The 19,975-nt window shown below is 28.3% G+C and carries 18 protein-coding genes; 14 read left to right on the forward strand and 4 right to left on the reverse strand.

What is annotated here, in order from left to right; genetic code table 11:
- Positions 1–40 precede the first annotated feature (40 nt).
- Entirely contained in the window at positions 41–502 is a 462-nt protein-coding gene (coaD, locus tag C4S76_RS06440; RefSeq protein ID WP_105193653.1) for a pantetheine-phosphate adenylyltransferase, read from the reverse strand.
- Between the two features lie 22 nt (positions 503–524).
- Positions 525–1,505 carry a D-alanine--D-alanine ligase gene (locus tag C4S76_RS06445; RefSeq protein ID WP_105193654.1) on the reverse strand — a complete coding sequence of 327 codons (981 nt, stop codon included), beginning with the start codon at positions 1,503–1,505 and terminating at the stop codon, positions 525–527.
- Between the two features lie 165 nt (positions 1,506–1,670).
- Between C4S76_RS06445 and C4S76_RS06450 the strand changes: the two genes are divergently transcribed.
- The 14 genes from C4S76_RS06450 (at position 1,671) to C4S76_RS06515 (ending at position 17,756) form a co-directional block, all read left to right on the forward strand.
- On the forward strand, positions 1,671–2,657 hold the full coding sequence (locus tag C4S76_RS06450; protein WP_105193655.1) for a PASTA domain-containing protein: 987 nt from the start codon (positions 1,671–1,673) through the stop codon (positions 2,655–2,657).
- A gap of 5 nt (positions 2,658–2,662) precedes the next feature.
- The gene (locus tag C4S76_RS06455) at positions 2,663–3,712 is read left to right on the forward strand and encodes an RluA family pseudouridine synthase (RefSeq protein WP_105193656.1); all 1,050 of its coding nucleotides are present in this window, start codon (positions 2,663–2,665) and stop codon (positions 3,710–3,712) included.
- Between the two features lie 98 nt (positions 3,713–3,810).
- Positions 3,811–4,629, forward strand: a complete 819-nt coding sequence (gene kdsA / locus C4S76_RS06460) for a 3-deoxy-8-phosphooctulonate synthase (protein WP_105193657.1) — start codon at positions 3,811–3,813, stop codon at positions 4,627–4,629.
- 74 nt (positions 4,630–4,703) lie between these two features.
- Positions 4,704–6,065, forward strand: coding sequence for an oxygen-independent coproporphyrinogen III oxidase (gene hemN, locus C4S76_RS06465; RefSeq protein ID WP_105193658.1), 1,362 nt, complete (start codon positions 4,704–4,706; stop codon positions 6,063–6,065).
- An 806-nt stretch (positions 6,066–6,871) separates the two neighbouring features.
- Positions 6,872–7,591, forward strand: a complete 720-nt coding sequence (locus C4S76_RS06470; RefSeq protein ID WP_105193659.1) for a hypothetical protein — start codon at positions 6,872–6,874, stop codon at positions 7,589–7,591.
- A gap of 42 nt (positions 7,592–7,633) precedes the next feature.
- Entirely contained in the window at positions 7,634–8,356 is a 723-nt protein-coding gene (locus C4S76_RS06475; protein ID WP_105193660.1) for a hypothetical protein, read from the forward strand.
- A 38-nt stretch (positions 8,357–8,394) separates the two neighbouring features.
- Positions 8,395–9,096 carry a hypothetical protein gene (locus C4S76_RS06480; protein ID WP_105193661.1) on the forward strand — a complete coding sequence of 234 codons (702 nt, stop codon included), beginning with the start codon at positions 8,395–8,397 and terminating at the stop codon, positions 9,094–9,096.
- A gap of 51 nt (positions 9,097–9,147) precedes the next feature.
- Complete coding sequence (locus tag C4S76_RS06485; RefSeq protein WP_146105709.1) at positions 9,148–9,861, forward strand: hypothetical protein; 714 nt, start codon at positions 9,148–9,150, stop codon at positions 9,859–9,861.
- Between the two features lie 119 nt (positions 9,862–9,980).
- Positions 9,981–11,564, forward strand: a complete 1,584-nt coding sequence (gene bshC / locus C4S76_RS06490; protein ID WP_105193663.1) for a bacillithiol biosynthesis cysteine-adding enzyme BshC — start codon at positions 9,981–9,983, stop codon at positions 11,562–11,564.
- 92 nt (positions 11,565–11,656) lie between these two features.
- Complete coding sequence (locus C4S76_RS06495; RefSeq protein ID WP_181042785.1) at positions 11,657–13,165, forward strand: PBP1 and LysM peptidoglycan-binding domain-containing protein; 1,509 nt, start codon at positions 11,657–11,659, stop codon at positions 13,163–13,165.
- 34 nt (positions 13,166–13,199) lie between these two features.
- Entirely contained in the window at positions 13,200–14,084 is an 885-nt protein-coding gene (gene fabD, locus C4S76_RS06500; RefSeq protein ID WP_105193665.1) for an ACP S-malonyltransferase, read from the forward strand.
- Positions 14,085–14,548: 464 nt separating this feature from the next.
- Entirely contained in the window at positions 14,549–15,244 is a 696-nt protein-coding gene (locus tag C4S76_RS06505) for an ABC transporter ATP-binding protein (RefSeq protein ID WP_105193666.1), read from the forward strand.
- 10 nt (positions 15,245–15,254) lie between these two features.
- Positions 15,255–16,484, forward strand: a complete 1,230-nt coding sequence (locus C4S76_RS06510; RefSeq protein WP_105193667.1) for an ABC transporter permease — start codon at positions 15,255–15,257, stop codon at positions 16,482–16,484.
- 24 nt (positions 16,485–16,508) lie between these two features.
- The gene (locus tag C4S76_RS06515) at positions 16,509–17,756 is read left to right on the forward strand and encodes an ABC transporter permease (protein ID WP_105193668.1); all 1,248 of its coding nucleotides are present in this window, start codon (positions 16,509–16,511) and stop codon (positions 17,754–17,756) included.
- Between the two features lie 54 nt (positions 17,757–17,810).
- Here the strand turns inward: C4S76_RS06515 and C4S76_RS06520 are convergent, their stop codons facing one another.
- Positions 17,811–19,055 (reverse strand): sulfate adenylyltransferase subunit 1, encoded by a 1,245-nt coding sequence (locus C4S76_RS06520; RefSeq protein WP_105193669.1) that lies wholly within the window; start codon positions 19,053–19,055, stop codon positions 17,811–17,813.
- Between the two features lie 18 nt (positions 19,056–19,073).
- Complete coding sequence (gene cysD, locus C4S76_RS06525) at positions 19,074–19,973, reverse strand: sulfate adenylyltransferase subunit CysD (protein ID WP_105193670.1); 900 nt, start codon at positions 19,971–19,973, stop codon at positions 19,074–19,076.
- Between the last annotated feature and the right edge of the window lie 2 nt (positions 19,974–19,975).

Below are 19,975 nucleotides of genomic sequence, written 5' to 3' on the forward strand. Positions count from 1 at the left end.
CCATAAGGATAAATATAAAATATAACTAAATTGTTTTTTTTTATATTCTTACTGGTTTTGGCACTAAAATTTCATAATGTCCTTTATATTTCATAATTTCTCTAACAATACTTGAACTTATAAAAGATTTTCCTGAGGAAGTTAAAAAAAACACTGTCTCTAAATTTTTATTTGCTAAGGTTCTATTGGTATGAGCTATTGCTTTTTCAAATTCAAAATCCGCAGGGTTTCTAAGTCCTCTAATTATATATTGAGCTTTTTTTTCAAAACAATAATCGATGGTTAATCCTTCAAAATGATCCACTTCTATATGGGGAAAATGCTCAACAGTTTCTTGTATCCATTGCATTCTTTTTTCTAATGGAAACATATATTCTTTATTTGAGTTATTTCCTATTGCAACGATAATTTTATCAAATAATGGTACTGCTCTTTCTATTATATCAAAATGTCCCAATGTTATAGGATCAAATGAGCCTGGAAACACAGCAATTTTTTCCATATATATAATTTAATTTTCAAATTTATTTATTAAATCTATGCAAAGCCAAGTTTACTTCATTATCCAATAAGTCAGAAAAATTATATCCAGCCTCTTTCACTTGTTGAGGGAATATACTTGCAGGAGAACAGCCAGGTGTTGTATTTATTTCTAAAAAATACGGAATTTCGTTTACTATTATAAAATCTAATCTTGAAAATCCGGTCATATTTAATAATGTATAAATACGAGCTGACATTTCCTTTATATTTTTATTTTCTTGACTGCTTAGCTTAGCAGGAGTTATTTCTTCAGATGCGCCTAAATATTTAGCCTCATAATCAAAAAATTCATTTTTTGAAATAATTTCGGTGGTATTGATTACCAATACCTTTCCTTGATAGTTTATAACTCCTACTTGAACTTCCTTTCCATTTAAGAAGCTTTCTATTAATATTGAACTATCTTCTTCAAAGGCTTTTTGAACTGCAGGTAAAAAATCTTCAATGTTTTTTACTTTAGAAACCCCTAAACTTGATCCCGATTGATTGGGTTTGACAAAACATGGTAATTGTAACTTGTCAACTATTTCTGTCGGATTTATATTTTCTCCTTTGTTTATATAAATGGAGGAAGCCATGGGTATATTATATTTTTTTAAAACAGAAAGTGTGTCTTTCTTATTAAAAGTTAGGGCTGAATTATAAAATGAACAGCCTGAATACGGAATTTCTAATAATTGCCAATAAGCTTGCATTAATCCATCTTCTCCCGGAGTGCCATGTATTGTATTTAACAAAACATCAAAATGAATTTTACTTCCATTTATGTTAAAACTAAAATCACCTCTATCTATAGGATATAATGTGTTTTCAATAGAGACCCCCCACCCTTCTTTTAATATAATTACTTTAAATACTTCATATTTCAATTTATCAATCTGACTATAAAAATATTCTCCACTTTTCAATGAAACATTACTCTCATCGGAGTATCCCCCCATTACAATTCCGACTTTTAACATAAAAATTTATTATATTATTAAAAAATAGATTTATTTAAAATTATTGTATAATCAAATAATGTGATGAATCATTATTTTCTATTGCTACACAAAATTAAACATATTTTTAACTATTAAACCATATTATTTTTATTTATTTATATATTTGCTTAGTAAAAAGCATATATGAAAATATTAAAATTCATAATTTCCTGGCAATTCTGGGTTAGTGTTATTATAGTAATCGCCATTTCATTTTTACTATTACAAGGTACTTTTCTTTGGTTGAATGCATATACTAATCATGGAGTTCAAGTGGAAGTTCCTAATTTAAGCAATCTTAATTTAGAACAAGCTATTGTCAAACTCGATGAAAGTAATTTGGAATATGAAATTGATACTTCAAAATATGATCCTAAATATAAACCATATCAAATATTAGATATATATCCATTAGTAGGCTCTAATGTTAAGAAAGGAAGACGTATTTTTATCCGAGCAAATGCAAAAACTTGGAAACCTGTAGTAGTTCCCAATATAATAGGTAAATATAAATATCTAGCTTTTAGTCAATTAGACTTAGTTGGTTTAAAAGTTTCCGATACTATCTATGAGCCTAATTTAGCTGTAAATACAGTTATAAAAATTTTATATAAAGGAAAAGAAGTGCAACCGGGCGTAACTTTACCCAGGTTTTCTCCTTTAACTATAGTTTTAGCAAAGGGGTTGGCTAAAAATGTTTCTGTACCTAGTTTTATTGGTTTGGATGAATCAACTGCAAAAGGGATGATTACTGAAAATTTATTTTCGGTAGGCTCTATAATTTACGATGATCCTGAAGATAAAGGCAATGCCCGAGTTTATTATCAGGTTCCTGTACCTTCTTCCACATATGACCAAGGTCAGGCAATAGATCTATACTTAAGTTCTAAACCTCTTGAAAAATTAAAAGATAAAATTAGAAATTTAGACCAAACATTTAATAGACGCTTTATTAATGATTCTGATTCTTTAAATTTAAGTAGACCTGTTAATGAATTTGAAAATAGTCCTTCCACTCGCAATAATACAACTAATACTCATAATTCCGAAACCAATACTTCTCCCCCTCCCCCTAAAACAAATACATCTAGAGAAGAACATAGAAGACCCAACCGAGTTATTATAGAGTAATAAATATGGGAGATACAATAAACTTAATACCAGAGGTTGAAACTGATGAAATGTATGAACACTATAAGTTTGTGGTTGATAGGGGGCAAAATTCTATGCGTATTGATAAGTATTTGGTAAATTATATTGAAAATTCTACTCGCAATAAGGTACAACAAACTATTAAGGCAGATAACGTTCTGGTCAATAATTCTCCTGTTAAATCCAATTACAAAGTAAAACCCAATGATATAATCTCCGTTGTTTTAGCTCATCCTCCTAGAGAAACCAATATAATTCCTCAAAATATACCTTTAAATATTGTATATGAAGATGAAGATTTACTTGTTGTAAATAAAGAGGCAGGAATGGTTGTGCACCCTGGTTTTGGCAATTTTGAAGGAACATTAATTAATGCTTTAGCCTATCATTTTAACCAACTTCCATATTTTCAGAATGATTTAGATAAACGTCCGGGTTTGGTTCATAGAATAGATAAGGATACTTCTGGATTATTGGTCATAGCTAAAAATGAATTTGCTATGAACTTCTTAGCTAAACAATTCTTTAATAAAACTACACAACGTGTATATCATGCCTTAGTATGGGGTAATTTTGAAGAAGATGAAGGAACTATAACCGGACATATTGGAAGAGATATAAAAGACAGAATGCAAATGTCCGTATTTCCTGATGGTACGCATGGAAAACATGCTGTTACTCACTATAAAGTTTTAGAAAGATTCCGTTATGTTACTTTGATCGAATGTACTTTAGAAACTGGAAGGACACACCAGATTAGAGCACATATGAAATATATCGGGCATATTTTATTTAATGATGCCAGATATGGTGGAAATCAGGTATTGAAAGGGACTACTTTTAGTAAATATAAACAATTTGTTGAAAATTGTTTCCAAATTATTCCTCGTCAGGCTCTACATGCAAAAACTTTAGGATTTATTCATCCAACAACAAAAAAAGAAATGTTTTTTGAGGTAGATTTACCTGAAGATATGCAAAAAGTTTTGGAAAAATGGAGAACTTATATAAATTATTCATCGCTATCTGAATAGCTATTACTATGTATTAAAAAACCATCTTATTTTAAATCAAAATATTTTGGTAACTTTGTAAGTATATACATACCTATTAAATACTATTAAGATTAAAGATGAAAAATAGTTTATATAATATACCAAAAATAAAAAATACTGAAACAAATAATTTCGTACTTATAGCCGGACCATGTATTATTGAAGGAGAGCAAATGGCAATGGATATAGCCGGTAAAGTAATAGAAATAACCAACAAGCTAGGGATTCCCTATATATTTAAGGGATCTTTTAAAAAAGCCAATCGGTCTCGTGTAGATAGTTTTACAACTATTGGAGAACAAAAATCCTTAGAAATACTTAAAAAAGTCGGTGATTCTTTTCATATTCCTACAACTACCGATATTCATGAAAATCAACATGCTGCCTGGGCTGCTCAATACGTAGATGTTTTACAAATTCCTGCATTTTTAATTCGCCAAACTGATTTATTAGTAGCAGCAGCTAATACTGGAAAATACATCACATTGAAAAAAGGTCAGTTCCTTTCTCCTGAATCCATGCAATTTGCAGCACAAAAAATTAAAGATTCTGGTAATAATAATTATGCTATTATTGATAGAGGCTCTTCCTTCGGATATCATGATTTAATTGTTGATTATCGTGGAATTCCAACCATGAAAAAATTTGCTCCAGTACTTTTAGACGTAACTCATTCTTTACAACAACCAAATCAAATTTCTGGTGTAACCGGTGGTCGCCCAGATATGATTGAAACCATTGCTAAAGCAGGTATTGCTGTAGGTGCCGACGGTATATTTATAGAAACTCATCCTAATCCAGGCAAGGCTTTATCTGACGGAGCCAATATGTTGCAATTAGATTTATTAGAAGATCTATTGGAAAAATTAGTAAAAATCAGAAAAGCTATTTCTTAAATTTATAAAGTATTCTTTAGGTTTATATTCTTTACTTATTATTAACGTTAAGTGATGATATTGACTAATTTAAAATGTTAAACTATTTAATTAAAAAATATAATGTACCTGGTCCAAGATATACCAGTTACCCTACGGTTCCATATTGGGACTTAGAAGGATTTTCTACAGAAAAATGGATAAATACCTTAAAAAAATCTTTTTTAGAAAGTAATTCAAAAGAAGGGATCAGCCTATATCTACATCTTCCATTTTGTGAAAGTTTGTGTACTTTTTGTGCTTGCTATAAGAGGATAACCAAACAACATAATGTGGAGCTTCTTTATATTGAAGCTATACTAAAAGAGTGGAATTTATATATAAATCTACTTCCGGAAAAGCCTATTATCAGAGAATTGCATTTAGGGGGAGGAACTCCTTCCTTTTTTTCTCCTAAGAACCTTAAATTTTTAATTGAAAATATTTTATCTAAAACAAATATTCATCCTAAAAAAGAATTCAGTTTTGAAGGACATCCAAATAATACTACCCATGAACATTTACAAGTATTATATGATTTAGGTTTCCGAAGAGTCAGCTTTGGGGTACAAGATTATGACTTACAGGTGCAAAAAGCTATTCACAGAATACAACCTTTAAAAAATGTGAAACAAGTTACAGAAACTGCCCGAAAAATTGGTTATGAAAGCATTAGCCATGATTTAGTTTTTGGTTTACCCTTTCAAAATTTAGACAAAGTCATTAATACTATTAAAATAACTGAAACGCTACAACCTGACAGAATTGCTTTTTATTCTTATGCTCATGTTCCCTGGATTAAAGGAGTAGGACAAAGGGGGTTTAAAGAAGAAGACTTACCTAGTGGAGAAGAAAAAAGAAAACTTTATGAGAAAGGTAAAGAATTATTAGAAAATATAGGATATTCAGAAATAGGAATGGATCATTTTTCACTAAAAAGCGATTCTCTTTATCAATCGATGATTCATAAAAAAATACATCGAAATTTTATGGGGTATACTTCATCTTCCACTCAAGTGATGATCAGCTTGGGGGTTTCCTCTATTTCTGATAGTTGGTACGCTTTTGCTCAGAACGTAAAAACTTTAAAAGAATATTATCAAAAACTGGAAAATAATGAATTACCTGTATTTAAGGGGCATATCCTTACTAAAGAAGATTTGTTTATAAGAAGGCATATATTAAATATCATGTGCCTATTGGAAACACATTGGCAAAATTCTATTTTACAAGAAAATTTTCCTGAAATAATAGATAGACTTAAAGAATTTGAAGATGACGGATTATTAACATTAAAGGATAATCAAATACTAGTTAAAGAAGAAGGAAGATCTTTTATAAGAAATATATGTATGGCCTTTGATTTAAGAATGATGAGAAAAGCTCCGGAAACTAAACTGTTTTCAATGACAATCTAAAATTTATTTATTTTAAAATAAATTTTAAAACAAGTTGAATTTAAATTAAAACCTTAAATTTCATTCCAAAAAATTAAATCAAACATAAATTTTACGCTTCACTAAATTCTTATACATTTTCATTAATCATTATTGAGCTTAATTAGTTCTACTTTAAATATTTTTTATTAAAAAAAGCATAAAAAATTAAAATGTTTTTTTACCTCATTTAGACTTGCTAAAATTGAAATTTTAAAGATTATTCATATTTGTATATAGTATTTATCTGAGGAATATAGACCTATTCAAAATATTTTTTATTTTATCATATAATAATTAAAGTTTGTTATATTATATAAAAATAAATAAAATCGCATTATATTCTATTTATAAACCATAACTATTTTTTTTATTATATAAATCAATTAATACACATATAGTATACATACAACAATAATAATATAAAACAAATATAGAATACTTAAAAATAATATAATATAAATTAATAACCAAACTACTTTAACACAAAAATTAAAAAATAATATTAAAAAAAATATACACATTTAATATAACATTTAACCTTTTTTCATATTTATTGAATAAATTATTTGGTTTGTAATAAATTAATTTATAAATTCACATGCTGAAATTTTTGAAATACAACATTTCTAAACTAAAGCATGATTTAACTAAATAAAATAAGACAGATAAATCAAAGCTTTGTTAATGAGTGTTTTATGATGTAAATTAAATAACGAGTAAAAAATATAATAATTAACACTACTAAACTCTGTTATAAGATAATTTTATTAATTTAATATATAATTATGAAAAGAAGTTTAGTTGCTTTAATTATGCTGTTTAGTATTTCATTTTCGGGAAATGCCCAGGTAGGTGTAAATACTAACACTCCTATGGCTACTTTACATATCGAGAACCTGCCCTCCTCAGCTACTGTTGCCGAGGGCATATTAATACCTCGTGTAACAGTAGCTGATCTTGATGCTCAAGATTCTAAGTACAAAGATGATCAAAATGGTTCTTTAGTTTTTGTAACCGACAATTCTATGGGGACTCAAGGAAAAAAAACAAGTAATATCAATGGAAGAGGTTTTTATTTTTATGATGCAAAATCTTCAAAATGGGCTTCTGCAACCCCTTCTTCTAACGGATATGGAGATAGTGGGAGCTTTACCGCGACTCCAATTTCATTTGATCTAGTAAAAACAAATCCTACAACTTTAAATTTAAATAGCTATGTAAATGATTATAACTATTTTGAATTTAATAAAGATTCAGCACCAGTGGATGCTAAAGCTGAAATTTATAATATAACATTTCCTTCAGCTCTAGTTTTTAAAAATAAAACTATATATTTCTTCTCTAGAATACCTGACAGTAAAAACGGAGGTGTACGTTTTACTAATGTCCCTTCAGAATTTATTAACTCAAATAACCTTGGGTTAAGTGGAAATGCATCAATTCGTCTTTATTCAGATGGAACCAGATGGTATTTAATGTCTGGAAATTTTTATGTCAATCATTAAAAAATAATTTTTCCTTTATTATAACTTCTAAAAATTGAATTAATGAAAAAAATTATTCTATCAATATTTATTTTAGCCGGAATTTCTTTTGCTAGTAATGCTCAGATTTTAATTGGTGATGATGGAAATACAACCAAAGCCCATGCTAATCTGGAAATAGTTAAATCAAAAAATACAGATAACATACCCAGTGGAATTTTAATTCCGCGTCTTACTGTAAGTTTTCTTGAAAATAATGAAATTGCTAAATTATATGGAGCAAATCAAAATGGGGTATTAATATTTGTTTCTGATAGTCCAGGGAATAGTTCTATAACTAGTAATATTACCAAACCTGGATTTTATTATTTTGATGCTACTCAAAATAAATGGTTTAGTATAGATGCTAACAATTATGGAAAAGGAAATTTTAAACCTATTCCGGTTAAAATTACTTTAAGTCCCGGAATTACATGGAATAACTGGAAATCAAATACACCCGAAGGAAAACCTTACAGTAATTATAATTATTTTGAATTTCAAGGAACAGTTGATGATACTACTAAAATTTATATGCCGGATCCTTCTGTTTGGCCAACAGGTGCTACTATCTATATAAGAAATAATACGAATGGAACAATTGGATATGATAATATAGATCCAAAAAATTTTGTAGCTAATACTTTAACAAACCATTTTGAACAAATTCCCAATAGTGCTACTCATCAATTATATTCCGATGGTACAAGATGGTATCTTATGGGAGGGACTGCTTCGGATTTATAAAATTTAATATTAATTTTTATTATTTAAAAGATAAAAATATGAAAAAAAATTTCTTACTTATGACATTATTGCTTACTATGTGTATAATGGGAAAAGCACAAATAGGCATTAATCAAAATTCGCCGATGGCCAATTTAGATATAAAAGCATCTGTCACCCCTACTTTTGCTGAAGGTTTATTAATTCCTAAAGTAAGTGTGAGCTTATTAGATGCTATGTCTTCGCGTTATAATCAAGATCTGGACGGCGTTTTGGTAAATGTTACACAAATTACGAATTCTACAGATTCCAAAACAATTGATATTAAAAATGTAGGATTTTATTACTATGATCAACCTCAATCTAAATGGAAAAGAACCGATGTAAATCTTGGTAATGGTAGTTTTACACCCAACATTATTAAAATGGCAGTATCTAAAAATACAAAATGGAGCAATTATGTAAATTATAATTATTTTGAATTTTATGAGGATGGTAGTTTTAATAGTACAATTAACATGCCTGCTCCTAATGTTTTTGCAAATAAAACCATTTATCTTAGAAATAATGCCGGAGGTAATTTAATATTAGATTGTACCGATAAGGCAGATTTCCCAGATACCATCAATCCGGACAATTCTGTAACTCAAAACATCGGTTTAGGCGGCTTATTATCCTATTCTTTATATGGAAGTTCCGCAATTCAAGCCTATTCTGACGGAAATAGGTGGTATCTTATGTCAGGTCAAAAGACTTTCTAAACAATAATTTTACAAAATAAAAATAAATTATAATTATTTAACAAATAAATTATGAAATCAAAAATATTTAAACTTTTTTTATTATTAACATTATCCATGACCGAAATCGTAAATGCTCAAATTTCAGTCTATAATACCCCTGATACCAAAATTTCAGAAACTAATTATTTTTTTGATGCTTCTCTTACTGAAGGTTTAAATAACCCAAATTTAGGTAGACTATTTGGATTTCCTGGAATAGATTTGACTGTATTTACATTTGATGTCAATAGTGTAAAAGGTAAGGTTTATCCTTCTTTCTTTGATGGGGCATTAGTATTTAATAAAAAATCTGGAACAACTGTTGATGGTATTCCTACTGAAGTTGGAAGAGGTTTTTATTACTTTGATAACCCGAATGCTAAGAATATAACTAATGGAAAATGGATGAAATTAGGTGGTACTGATTACTCTTCTAACGCACCAAACGGGGTTATAACTAGTAATTCTATAGATGGAAAACCTATTTATAGTTATAAGAGTACCTTTACACAAGTAGCAGGGGAAACTAAAACTGAATTTGATCTAACAGTACCATCCGGAATTAAAGGGTTATTTAAAATTACAATTTATAACACAGATGCTAATTACTATACAAATAGTGTTTATTCCTTAACTATGGACCCTAACAATAGTGGAAAAGTCAAATTGGTAACAGGTGTTCCTAATATTTCTGTAGTATATCCTGCTGGTACATATAATTATATATTAGAATATTTAAAATAACCTAGTTACTTTGCTTATAAATAAAAAAATGACTTCTTTCCAGAAGTCATTTTTTTATCTTATTATGAATCGTTTATTTCTTATTTCTGACTTTCAGTTTTTTATTGTAAATTTGCTGAGTGAGAAATCGTATTAATATTGCAGAAATACCTGGTATCTCCCCTACAATTAAAGATTACCTTAACCTTGGGGAATCACTTACTCCCTATTACAAAAGAACTCTTTCTTTTGATAATTTAGTAATACAAGCTAAAGATAAACTATCTTCCTTTTCTTATAGAAGTGAACTCTCTGAAGAGTTATACAATCAACACAAAAATTTAGATTTATCAGATAAACAAAAAGAAAATTTATTAAAAATATCCCAAGACTATACAGTGACCATAACTACCGGTCATCAATTGAACTTAATGTCCGGACCTTTATATTTTATCTATAAAATTTTGCATGTAATAAAACTATGCGATGTTATGAATCGTGATCAAAAGGATTATCATTTTGTTCCAATTTACTGGATGGCTACTGAAGATCATGATTTTAATGAAATTAATCACTTTTATGTACAAAATAAAAAGTATGAATGGAAGGGCAAACACACAGATTTTGTAGGTGAACTTTCTACCCAAGAACTTAAAAGTGTATTATCCGAATATTATGAGAGCTTAAAATATTTTCCAAAAGGAAAAGAGCTAAGATCAATTATAGAACAATCATATTTTTCTCGGTCAAATTTATCTGACGCTACCCGTTTTTTTGTTCATAAACTATTTAAAGAATATGGTTTATTAATTATAGATGGAAATAGTAAAAATTTAAAAAAACTTTTCATTCCTTGGGTGGAAAAGGATATTAAAGAGCAAAAATCATATCAAATTATTTCTGATACTATTAAACTACTTAAACCTTTATATAAAATTCAGGTTAATCCCAGAAAAATAAACTTTTTTTATCACGAAAATAAAGAACGACATCGAATAGATGAAACTAACGGAAAATATTATATTTTAGGAACTTGTAATAATTTTTCACAAAAAGAAATTTTAAATCAACTGAATGAAAATCCGCAAAAATTCAGTCCAAATGCCTTAATGCGTCCGGTCTATCAAGAAGTTATTCTTCCCAACGTTGCTTACATTGGCGGAAATGCAGAAATATCTTATTGGCTGGAATTAAAAAAATATTTTGATAATCAAAAAATTCATTTTCCTATATTAATCCCCAGAAATTCATTTTTACTTATTAATGAATCTCAGGAAAGAAAAATGGATATGTATAACTGGAAAGGTAAAAGATTATTTCTTCCTAAAAAAGACATTATAGATTCTGTTGTACAACAAAAATCAGATTTTAAATTTGATTTTCTTAGTTATAAAGAAAGAATACAAAACATTTTTTCAGATCTTTTAAAAGAATCCGAACATACTGATCCTTCCTGGAAAAACATGATCTTAGCCCAACAAAAAAAACAGTTAAATGGACTTAATAAAATCAATACCCGCTTCTATAAAGCTGAAAGAATAAAAAATCACGAACTTATTTCTAACTTTGAGAATCTTCATTTAGAAATATTTCCTCATAGTACATGGCAAGAAAGAATCGAAAATTTTTCTTATTATTATTCTATCTATGGAAAAAAATTCTTTAATTATTTATATAACGAAATTAGTGAATTTGAATCTGTTATGAATATAATAACTATATAAAAAAAATAATTATTTACATTTGCATCAAAGTTATTAAAAAAATGAAAAAATATTTTTTACTATCAATAATATTGCTGTTTAACTCTTTTATAATGGCACAGCAAAAAAAACATATAGTAGAAGCTAAAGAAACTTTATATGGATTAAGCAAAAAGTACCAAATTTCTATAGATGAATTAAGAAAGTCTAATCCTCAACTTAAAGATCGGGCTCCTCAAATAGGAGAAACACTCATAATTCCAGATAAAACTTCTAGCCCTAATCAAAAAAAGAAAGATAACGCTGTAACTACAAACACATCAAATAAATCATTTGAAAAAGATATAGACACATCTAAAGAATTTATCTATATAACTGTAGAACCCAAAGAAACTCTTTATAGGATAAGTAAAAAATATAAAATAAGTATTGATTCCATAAAAAAATTAAACCCTAATATGGACGAAAAAGGTCCTAAAATTGGGGAAATATTAAAATTATATGCAACCACTAATAAAATAAAAAATCAGAATTCTAAAGATTCTGACTCAACTAAATCAAACGCAAAAGAAGATAATGTTGCTATATCTAAATCAACAGTTAATGATAAAAATGAAAATGTTATCAATGTTGTAATGTTTTTACCCTTTCATACTGAAACTACAGAAAAAAATGAAGAAAGAAATATAGCTAAAGAATTTTATTCAGGAGCTTTTATCGCCTTAGACTCGCTAACCAACAAGGGGAGAAAAATTAATGTAAATTTATTGGATAGTGGAGAAGATAATAAATTTAAGGAAACCCTTAATACTTATGATTTTTCTAATACTCAACTAATTATTGGTCCGTTGTTTAAATCAGGAATCATATCTGTTGCCAATAAAATCAAAAAAATACCAATAGTTTCTCCTTTTACTTCTAGTGACGAATTAGATAATTATTCTAATTTAATTCTCTATGACACCAAAGATCAAATTTTAGCAGAAAAGCTAGTAGAGGAAATGATGAAAAAATATTCCGGTGAAAAAATATACATACTATATGATAATGATCATGTTGAGGTAGCTCATTATGTAAAATCTTTACTTCTAAATAAAAAGAAAAATATAGAAATTGTATTAACTCAAAAAGCTGAAGATATTAAACCTCAACAAAATTTGGTTACTCAAGAATACAATAAAATTTATTCTATAATAATTTCAGAAGATAACAATTTATTGACAAACTATTTAAATAATATTATAAACTGGAATACTGATCAATTGCAACCTATATCTTTATATTATTCTTCCTTATTTGATAATAAAAAATATAGTGGAAAGTTATTAGATTTCGGACTTATTTATTCAGATACAAAATATGTTAACGAATATGGTTTTAATGAACAAAAAACAATAAATGCATATAAAAAGAAATTTTGTAATACTCCCGGTAAATATGCTATTGTAGGTTTTGATGTAACCTATGATATTTTAAACCGAATGGATAACAATGGAATTTTATATGATAAATATATGAAGAGTGAAGCAAAACAATTAAGCAATAAATATTCTTTTATAAGGATTAAAAATAATGGTGCTTGGGCAAACCAAGGAGCTAGAATCATACAACTTCTTAAATAATAACAATTAATTTATATAAACACAGAAAAATTTAATGAATTCGTTAGTATTTCCTGGACAAGGAACTCAATTCCCTGGTATGGGAAAAGAACTGTATGACAGTAGAACTGATATTAAAGAAATGATGAATTCTGCTAATGATGTATTAGGGTTTGACATTATTAATATTATGTTTAACGGTACGGAAGAACAACTTAAGCAAACTAAAGTAGCTCAACCTGCAATTTTTATTCATTCCATTGCCGCCGCTAAGATTAATGAAAATGCTAGAATAGAAATGGTTGCCGGACACTCTTTAGGAGAATTTTCTGCTTTAGTCGGTAATGGAGTGTTATCTTTTGACAGTGGATTAAAACTTGTGTATGAAAGAGCTTTGTCTATGCAGGAAGCTTGTGAAGAAAATCCGTCTTCTATGGCTGCTATTATAGGACTTCCGGATGAAATTATCGAAAATGTATGCCAAGAAATATCTACAGATAAAAATCTGGTTGTACCGGCAAACTATAATTGTCCGGGTCAATTAGTTATATCTGGTCATACACCTGCTGTAGAAAAAGCTTGCGAAATCTTAAAAGAAAAAGGAGCAAAAAGAGCATTGATTTTACCTGTACATGGAGCATTTCACTCTCCATTAATGCAAATGGCTCAGGATAGACTTGCTAATGCAATTAACAATACCAAGTTTAATACTCCAAGTGTTCCTATTTATCAAAATGTTACAACTACTCCTGTAAAAGAAGTAGAGCAAATCAAAAAAAATCTCATCAAGCAACTCACCCTTCCTGTTAAATGGAAACAAACTATACAAAATATGATAGCTGATAATTGTTCTGTTTTTATTGAAACAGGTCCTGGTAAAACATTACAAGGGCTTATTAAAAAAATTGATAATTCTGTAGAAGTTTCTTCATTATCTTAATTTAAAATATATAAAAAGCTAACTTTATTAAAAAAGTTAGCTTTTTTATAAAAGAATTCTATCTAACTTCTTTTTCATTTTTATAATTTTTTTTTAAATCTTAAGTTAAAATTAATCAAATCAATTAAGTTCTTTTATTACGAAATCTTCCTTCAATTAATTATTTAAAATTTCTACTAGTCATAAACATAACTTTTTTTATCCTAAATATGAATACATATTTAATTATTGATATGTTGCCTACATAATTTACTCTATACACGTAGTTTCCTTATAATTTTTTAATAAAAATTCATGCAAAGTATATATTTTTAAACCTTTTATACAATTATTACATATACATTTTTACTAATATTAATTTACGGAATATTTTTTAATAATGTTATTTAAATATTTATAATTTAGATATCTATATGTAACATTTAATAATAATCTTATACAAATTAAGTAATATATAATATACCATGATCTCATTAAAAAATATACAAAAATATTATGACATAGGACACAACAAATTACATGTTTTAAAAGGAATAAATTTAAATATAGAGGAAGGAGAAATGGTAGCTATTATGGGCTCTTCAGGATCGGGAAAATCAACTTTATTAAATATTTTAGGAATTTTAGATTATGCAGATTCAGGGGAGTACATTTTAAATAATGTCACTATAGGAAAAGGATTAAGTGAAAATAAATCTGCAGACTACCGAAATAAATTTTTAGGTTTTGTATTTCAGTCTTTTAATCTTATAGGATTTAAAAATGCTTTGGAAAATGTAGCTTTACCTCTTTATTATCAAAAAATTAAACGAACCAAAAGAAACGAAATAGCTAGAGAATTTTTAGAAAGTGTGGGGTTAGGAGATCGTGCAGATCATATGCCAAATGAGTTATCTGGAGGTCAGAAACAAAGAGTAGCGATTGCTCGAGCTTTAGTTACACATCCTAAAGTAATTTTAGCTGATGAACCAACTGGAGCATTAGATAGTCAAACTACGTATGACGTCATGAAATTTTTACAGCAGATCAATAATGAAGGTAAAACCATTCTTATAGTTACTCATGAGCCTGAAGTTGCACAACAATGTAAAAGAATTGTTCATTTAAAAGATGGGATAATAGAAAGCGACGAAATTATTTCTCAAGATGTTTTAATTTAATATATAATCTATGTTTGATATAGATCGATGGCAGGAAATATTTTATTCAATTAAACAAAATAAGCTTAGAGCTTTTCTATCTGGATTTACTATCACTTTGGGTTTATTTATATTTATAATCTTGTTTGGAATAGGCAATGGACTTCAAAATGGTTTTATGTCACAGTTTATAAGAGATGCTACAAACCTTATCAGTATATTTCCAGGAAGAGCTACTGAGGCCTATAAAGGATTACAGGAAAACCGAAATATAACTTTAAAGAATGAAGACTTAAATCTTATTAAAAAAGTTTACAATAAAGAACTTGAATATAAGACATCTGTTATTTCCACATCTGATACCGTACGATATGGTATGGAAACAGGTAAATATCCCATTCAGGGGATCTTTCCTGAAAAACAATATATTGAAAAAATAGTAATGATTTCAGGTCGCTTTATTTCAAAAAATGATATGAATAATGATCAGAAATTTGCCGCCATTGGCAGATTAATAGAAAAAGATTTATTTAAAAACGAAAATGCCTTAGGGAAATATATCTCAATCGGTGGCATAAATTATAAAATTATTGGAGTATTTACTGACAGTGGAGGAGATAGAGAAGAAAGAATAATTTATGTACCTATAACTACTTTACAATTAGCAAAAAAAAATTCTGATACAATAAATCAGATTGATTTATCCTACAACTCTTCAATGAATCCTCAGCAGGCAATTAAATTAGGAAAAAATATTGAAATGGATTTAAGATCTAAGCTAAAAATATCTCCATCAGATAAATCAGGCTTGTATGTAAGAAACAATGCAGAAAATATGGGTGATACATTTGCTTTTTTTGCTGTCATTTCTTTTTTAGTTATTTTTATTGGATTTGGAACTATTATGGCTGGTATTATAGGCATCAGCAACATTATGGTTTATATTGTTAAAGAAAGAACTAAAGAAATTGGTGTAAGAAAAGCTCTGGGAGCAAAACCATCTAATATAATTGGTCTTATATTGCATGAATCTATATTTATAACTGTTATTTCGGGAATTTTAGGGGTTTTACTAGGCATTTTAACTTTATATTTAATTGGAGATCATTTATCGGATTATTTTATAGTGGATCCATCTGTAAGTTGGACATTAATATTATTTGCAACTTTCTGCTTAATTATTTTTGGAAGTATTGCCGGCTTTATACCTGCTCGCAGAGCTGCTAAAATTAAACCTATTGAAGCTTTAAGAGCAGATTAATATAATAAATTAAGACAAAGTATTATGCTTATTTTTGAAAGAGAAACTTGGAGCGAAATTTATTATTCTTTGAGTAAAAACAAATTAAGAACCATACTAACAATGATAGGGGTTGCCTGGGGAATGTTTTTATACGTTTTTCTTTTAGGAGCTGCTAAAGGTGTTGAAAATGGATTTAATAAAATATTTGATGGATTTGCTACAAATAGCATTTTTTTATGGGCTGATTATACAGGTGAACCCTATAAAGGTTATCCTAGAAATAGAGAATTATTTATACATATTAATGATGTAGATTATTTAAAAAAAGAAGTGCATGAAATAGATTTTATTGTTCCTAGAAGTGTACGAAATTCAGCTCAAGGATTAGTGTCCCATGGAAATATAAGTAAAAATTATAACATTTATGGAGACTACCCTATTGCTTCTAAAATTGAAAAAAAGGAATTAATTGATGGAAGATTTCTAAATGAAAACGATATTTCTCAAAATAGAAAAGTAACTGTTATCGGAAAAGAAGTTGCAGAACAATTATTTAAAAAAAATGAAAAACCTATTGGAGGTTTTATTAAAATAGGAGGAATTTATTTTCAGATAATAGGTGTTTACCGATTAGCCAATGCCAGCATAGAAGGAGAAAATACAATATATATCCCATTCAATACTTTTCAAATTCTCTATAATAAAGGAGATAAAATTAATTGGATGGCAATTTCTATAAAACCTCAATATAATGTAAAAACCGTAGAAAAAAAAATCAAACTATTACTCAAAAAAAAATATGATGTTGCACCTACTGATGAAAAAGCTTTTGGAGCATTCAACTTTGCAGAAAATTTTAAAAAAGTTACAGGCTTTTTAACTGGTATGCAAATATTAACCTGGGTTGTTGGAGGGCTTACTATTTTAGCTGGAGTAATAGCCATTTCCAATATTTTATTAATTACAGTAAAAGAAAGAACCCTTGAAATTGGAATTCGAAGGGCTTTAGGTGCCAAACCTGGAGAAATAAAACAACAAATTTTATTAGAAAGTGTTTTTTTAACTGTTTTTTCAGGAATAATCGGATTTATCGGAGGTATTTTACTTCTTATTTTCATACGTTCCTCTATAGGAGAAAGCCCTAGTTTTCCATTTTATAATCCTACGGTTAATTTATGGAATGTCTTAATAGCTTTAACAATTATGGTTGGTTTAGGGGTTCTTATTGGACTTATTCCGGCAAAACGTGCTGTCCAAATTAAACCTATTGAAGCTTTACGTACTGAATAAAATCAAAAGAATTTATCTGTAGATAGATAAATTCTTTTTCAATATTATTATTTATTATTTAACAAAACCAACTGCTACAGTATTATTGGTTTGCATGTCTATTAAAATAAATGCTCCATTCATTTTGTTATCTTCATATTTATCCAAATATAATGGTGAAGCTAACTTTATATTTACCTCTGAAATTTCATTCATAGATATTTCCGAAGCTTCAAATTTAGCAGATGGATCTTCCGGAGGAATAATATAATGAATTTCATGTAACTTACATACTCCCATTCTAGCTCCTGCTTGTATACCATATTTACCACTTAAGGTAGCTTTTTGCTCGTCTAACCAAACTAAATCTGCCAAAATATCTTTATTGATAAGAAAATCTTTATTTTCTTTAATTAGCATGCTCCCTCTACTAATATCTATATCATCAGACAGTCGTATTTGTATAGATTGTCCTTGTTCTGCTTTTTCATAAGTGGTTTTATACTTTCTTATTTCCTGCACTTTACTTTTTTTCCCGGAAGGTAATACTATAATAGTATCTCCTAATGAAATCGATCCACTTATAATTCTTCCAGCATATGCTCTATAATCAGTAAATTCTTCATTCTGAACATGTAAAACTTGTTGTATATCCATTCTAAAGTCAGAATGTTCCGATTGTGTTTTACCTATGGTATGTAATAGCTCAGATAGAGTTTTTCCTTTATAAAATGGCATATTATCAGATTTATACACGATATTATCACCTTTTAAAGAGCTTACAGGAATAATAGCTATTTCTTGATCTTGTTTAGGATACTGTTCTAACATATTATTAATCTGACGTGAAATATTCTGAAACACTTTCTCATCATAATCTACTAAATCCATTTTATTAATACAAAATAAAATATGCGATTGCCTAAGTAAACGATTAATAAAATAATGTCGATAAGTTTGTTCTAACAGTCCTTTTCTGGCATCTATTAAAATAATTGACACTTCAGAATTTGAAGCTCCTGTAACCATATTACGTGTATATTCTACATGTCCCGGACTATCTGCAATAATAAATTTACGTTCGGGAGTAGAAAAATATATATGGGCTACATCAATAGTTATTCCCTGTTCCCTTTCAGCTATAAGCCCATCGGTAATTACTGAAAAGTCAAGATCGGATAAACCTTTTTCTTCAGTTTTTTTCTTTATTAAATCTTCTTGTTCTTTAGTAAGTGCTCCATTGTCATAAAGTAGTCTCCCTATTAAAGTGCTTTTTCCATCATCTACACTACCTGCTGTATTTATTTTTAATAAATCCATCTATTCGTTTAATTAAAATTAAAAATATCCTATTTTTTTACGTTCTTCTAGAGCTGCTTCGGATCGTTTGTCATCCATTCGAGCTCCTCTTTCAGATGTCTTTGACGATTTATTTTCTTTCATAACTTCTTCAATAGTTGTTGCATTTGAAAGAAGAGCTGCTGTACATGTCATATCTCCCACAGTTCTAAATCTTACTATACCTTCTAGAACTTTATCTGAATCCACTAAATTAAGATAATCAGAAAATGCTATATAGCTCCCATCTCTTTCTACTAATTTTCTGGAATGTGCAAAATAAATAGAGGGTAATTTAATACCTTCTTGTTTGATATAATTCCAAACATCTTCTTCTGTCCAGTTACTTATAGGAAAAGCTCTAACATTTTCACCAAAATGTATTTTACCATTTAATATTGTAAATAATTCCGGTCTTTGTTTTTTTGCATCCCATTGTCCAAAATCATTACGAACCGAAAATATTCTTTCTTTAGCCCTTGATTTTTCTTCATCTCTTCTTGCTCCTCCCATGCAAACATCAAACCCAAATTCCTCTATTGCATCTAAAAGAGTCACTGTTTGTAACGAATTTCTACTGGCATATTTCCCGGTTTCTTCTTTTACTTTCTTTTGATCTATACTATCTTGTACATATCTAACAATTAATTCTACCCCTAATTTTTTAGCTAACCAATCTCTAAATTCTATAGTTTCCGGAAAATTATGTCCGGTATCTATATGTAAAAGCGGAAAAGGAATTTTAGCCGGGTAAAATGCTTTTTGAGCCAATCGAACTAATGTTATGGAATCTTTACCTCCTGAAAATAATAGTACGGGTTTGTTAAATTGAGAAACTACTTCCCGTATTATATAAATACTTTCATTCTCTAAAGTTTCTAAATGTTTATCTAAACTCATTA

Source organism: Apibacter adventoris (assembly GCF_002964965.1).
Classification (GTDB): domain Bacteria; phylum Bacteroidota; class Bacteroidia; order Flavobacteriales; family Weeksellaceae; genus Apibacter; species Apibacter adventoris.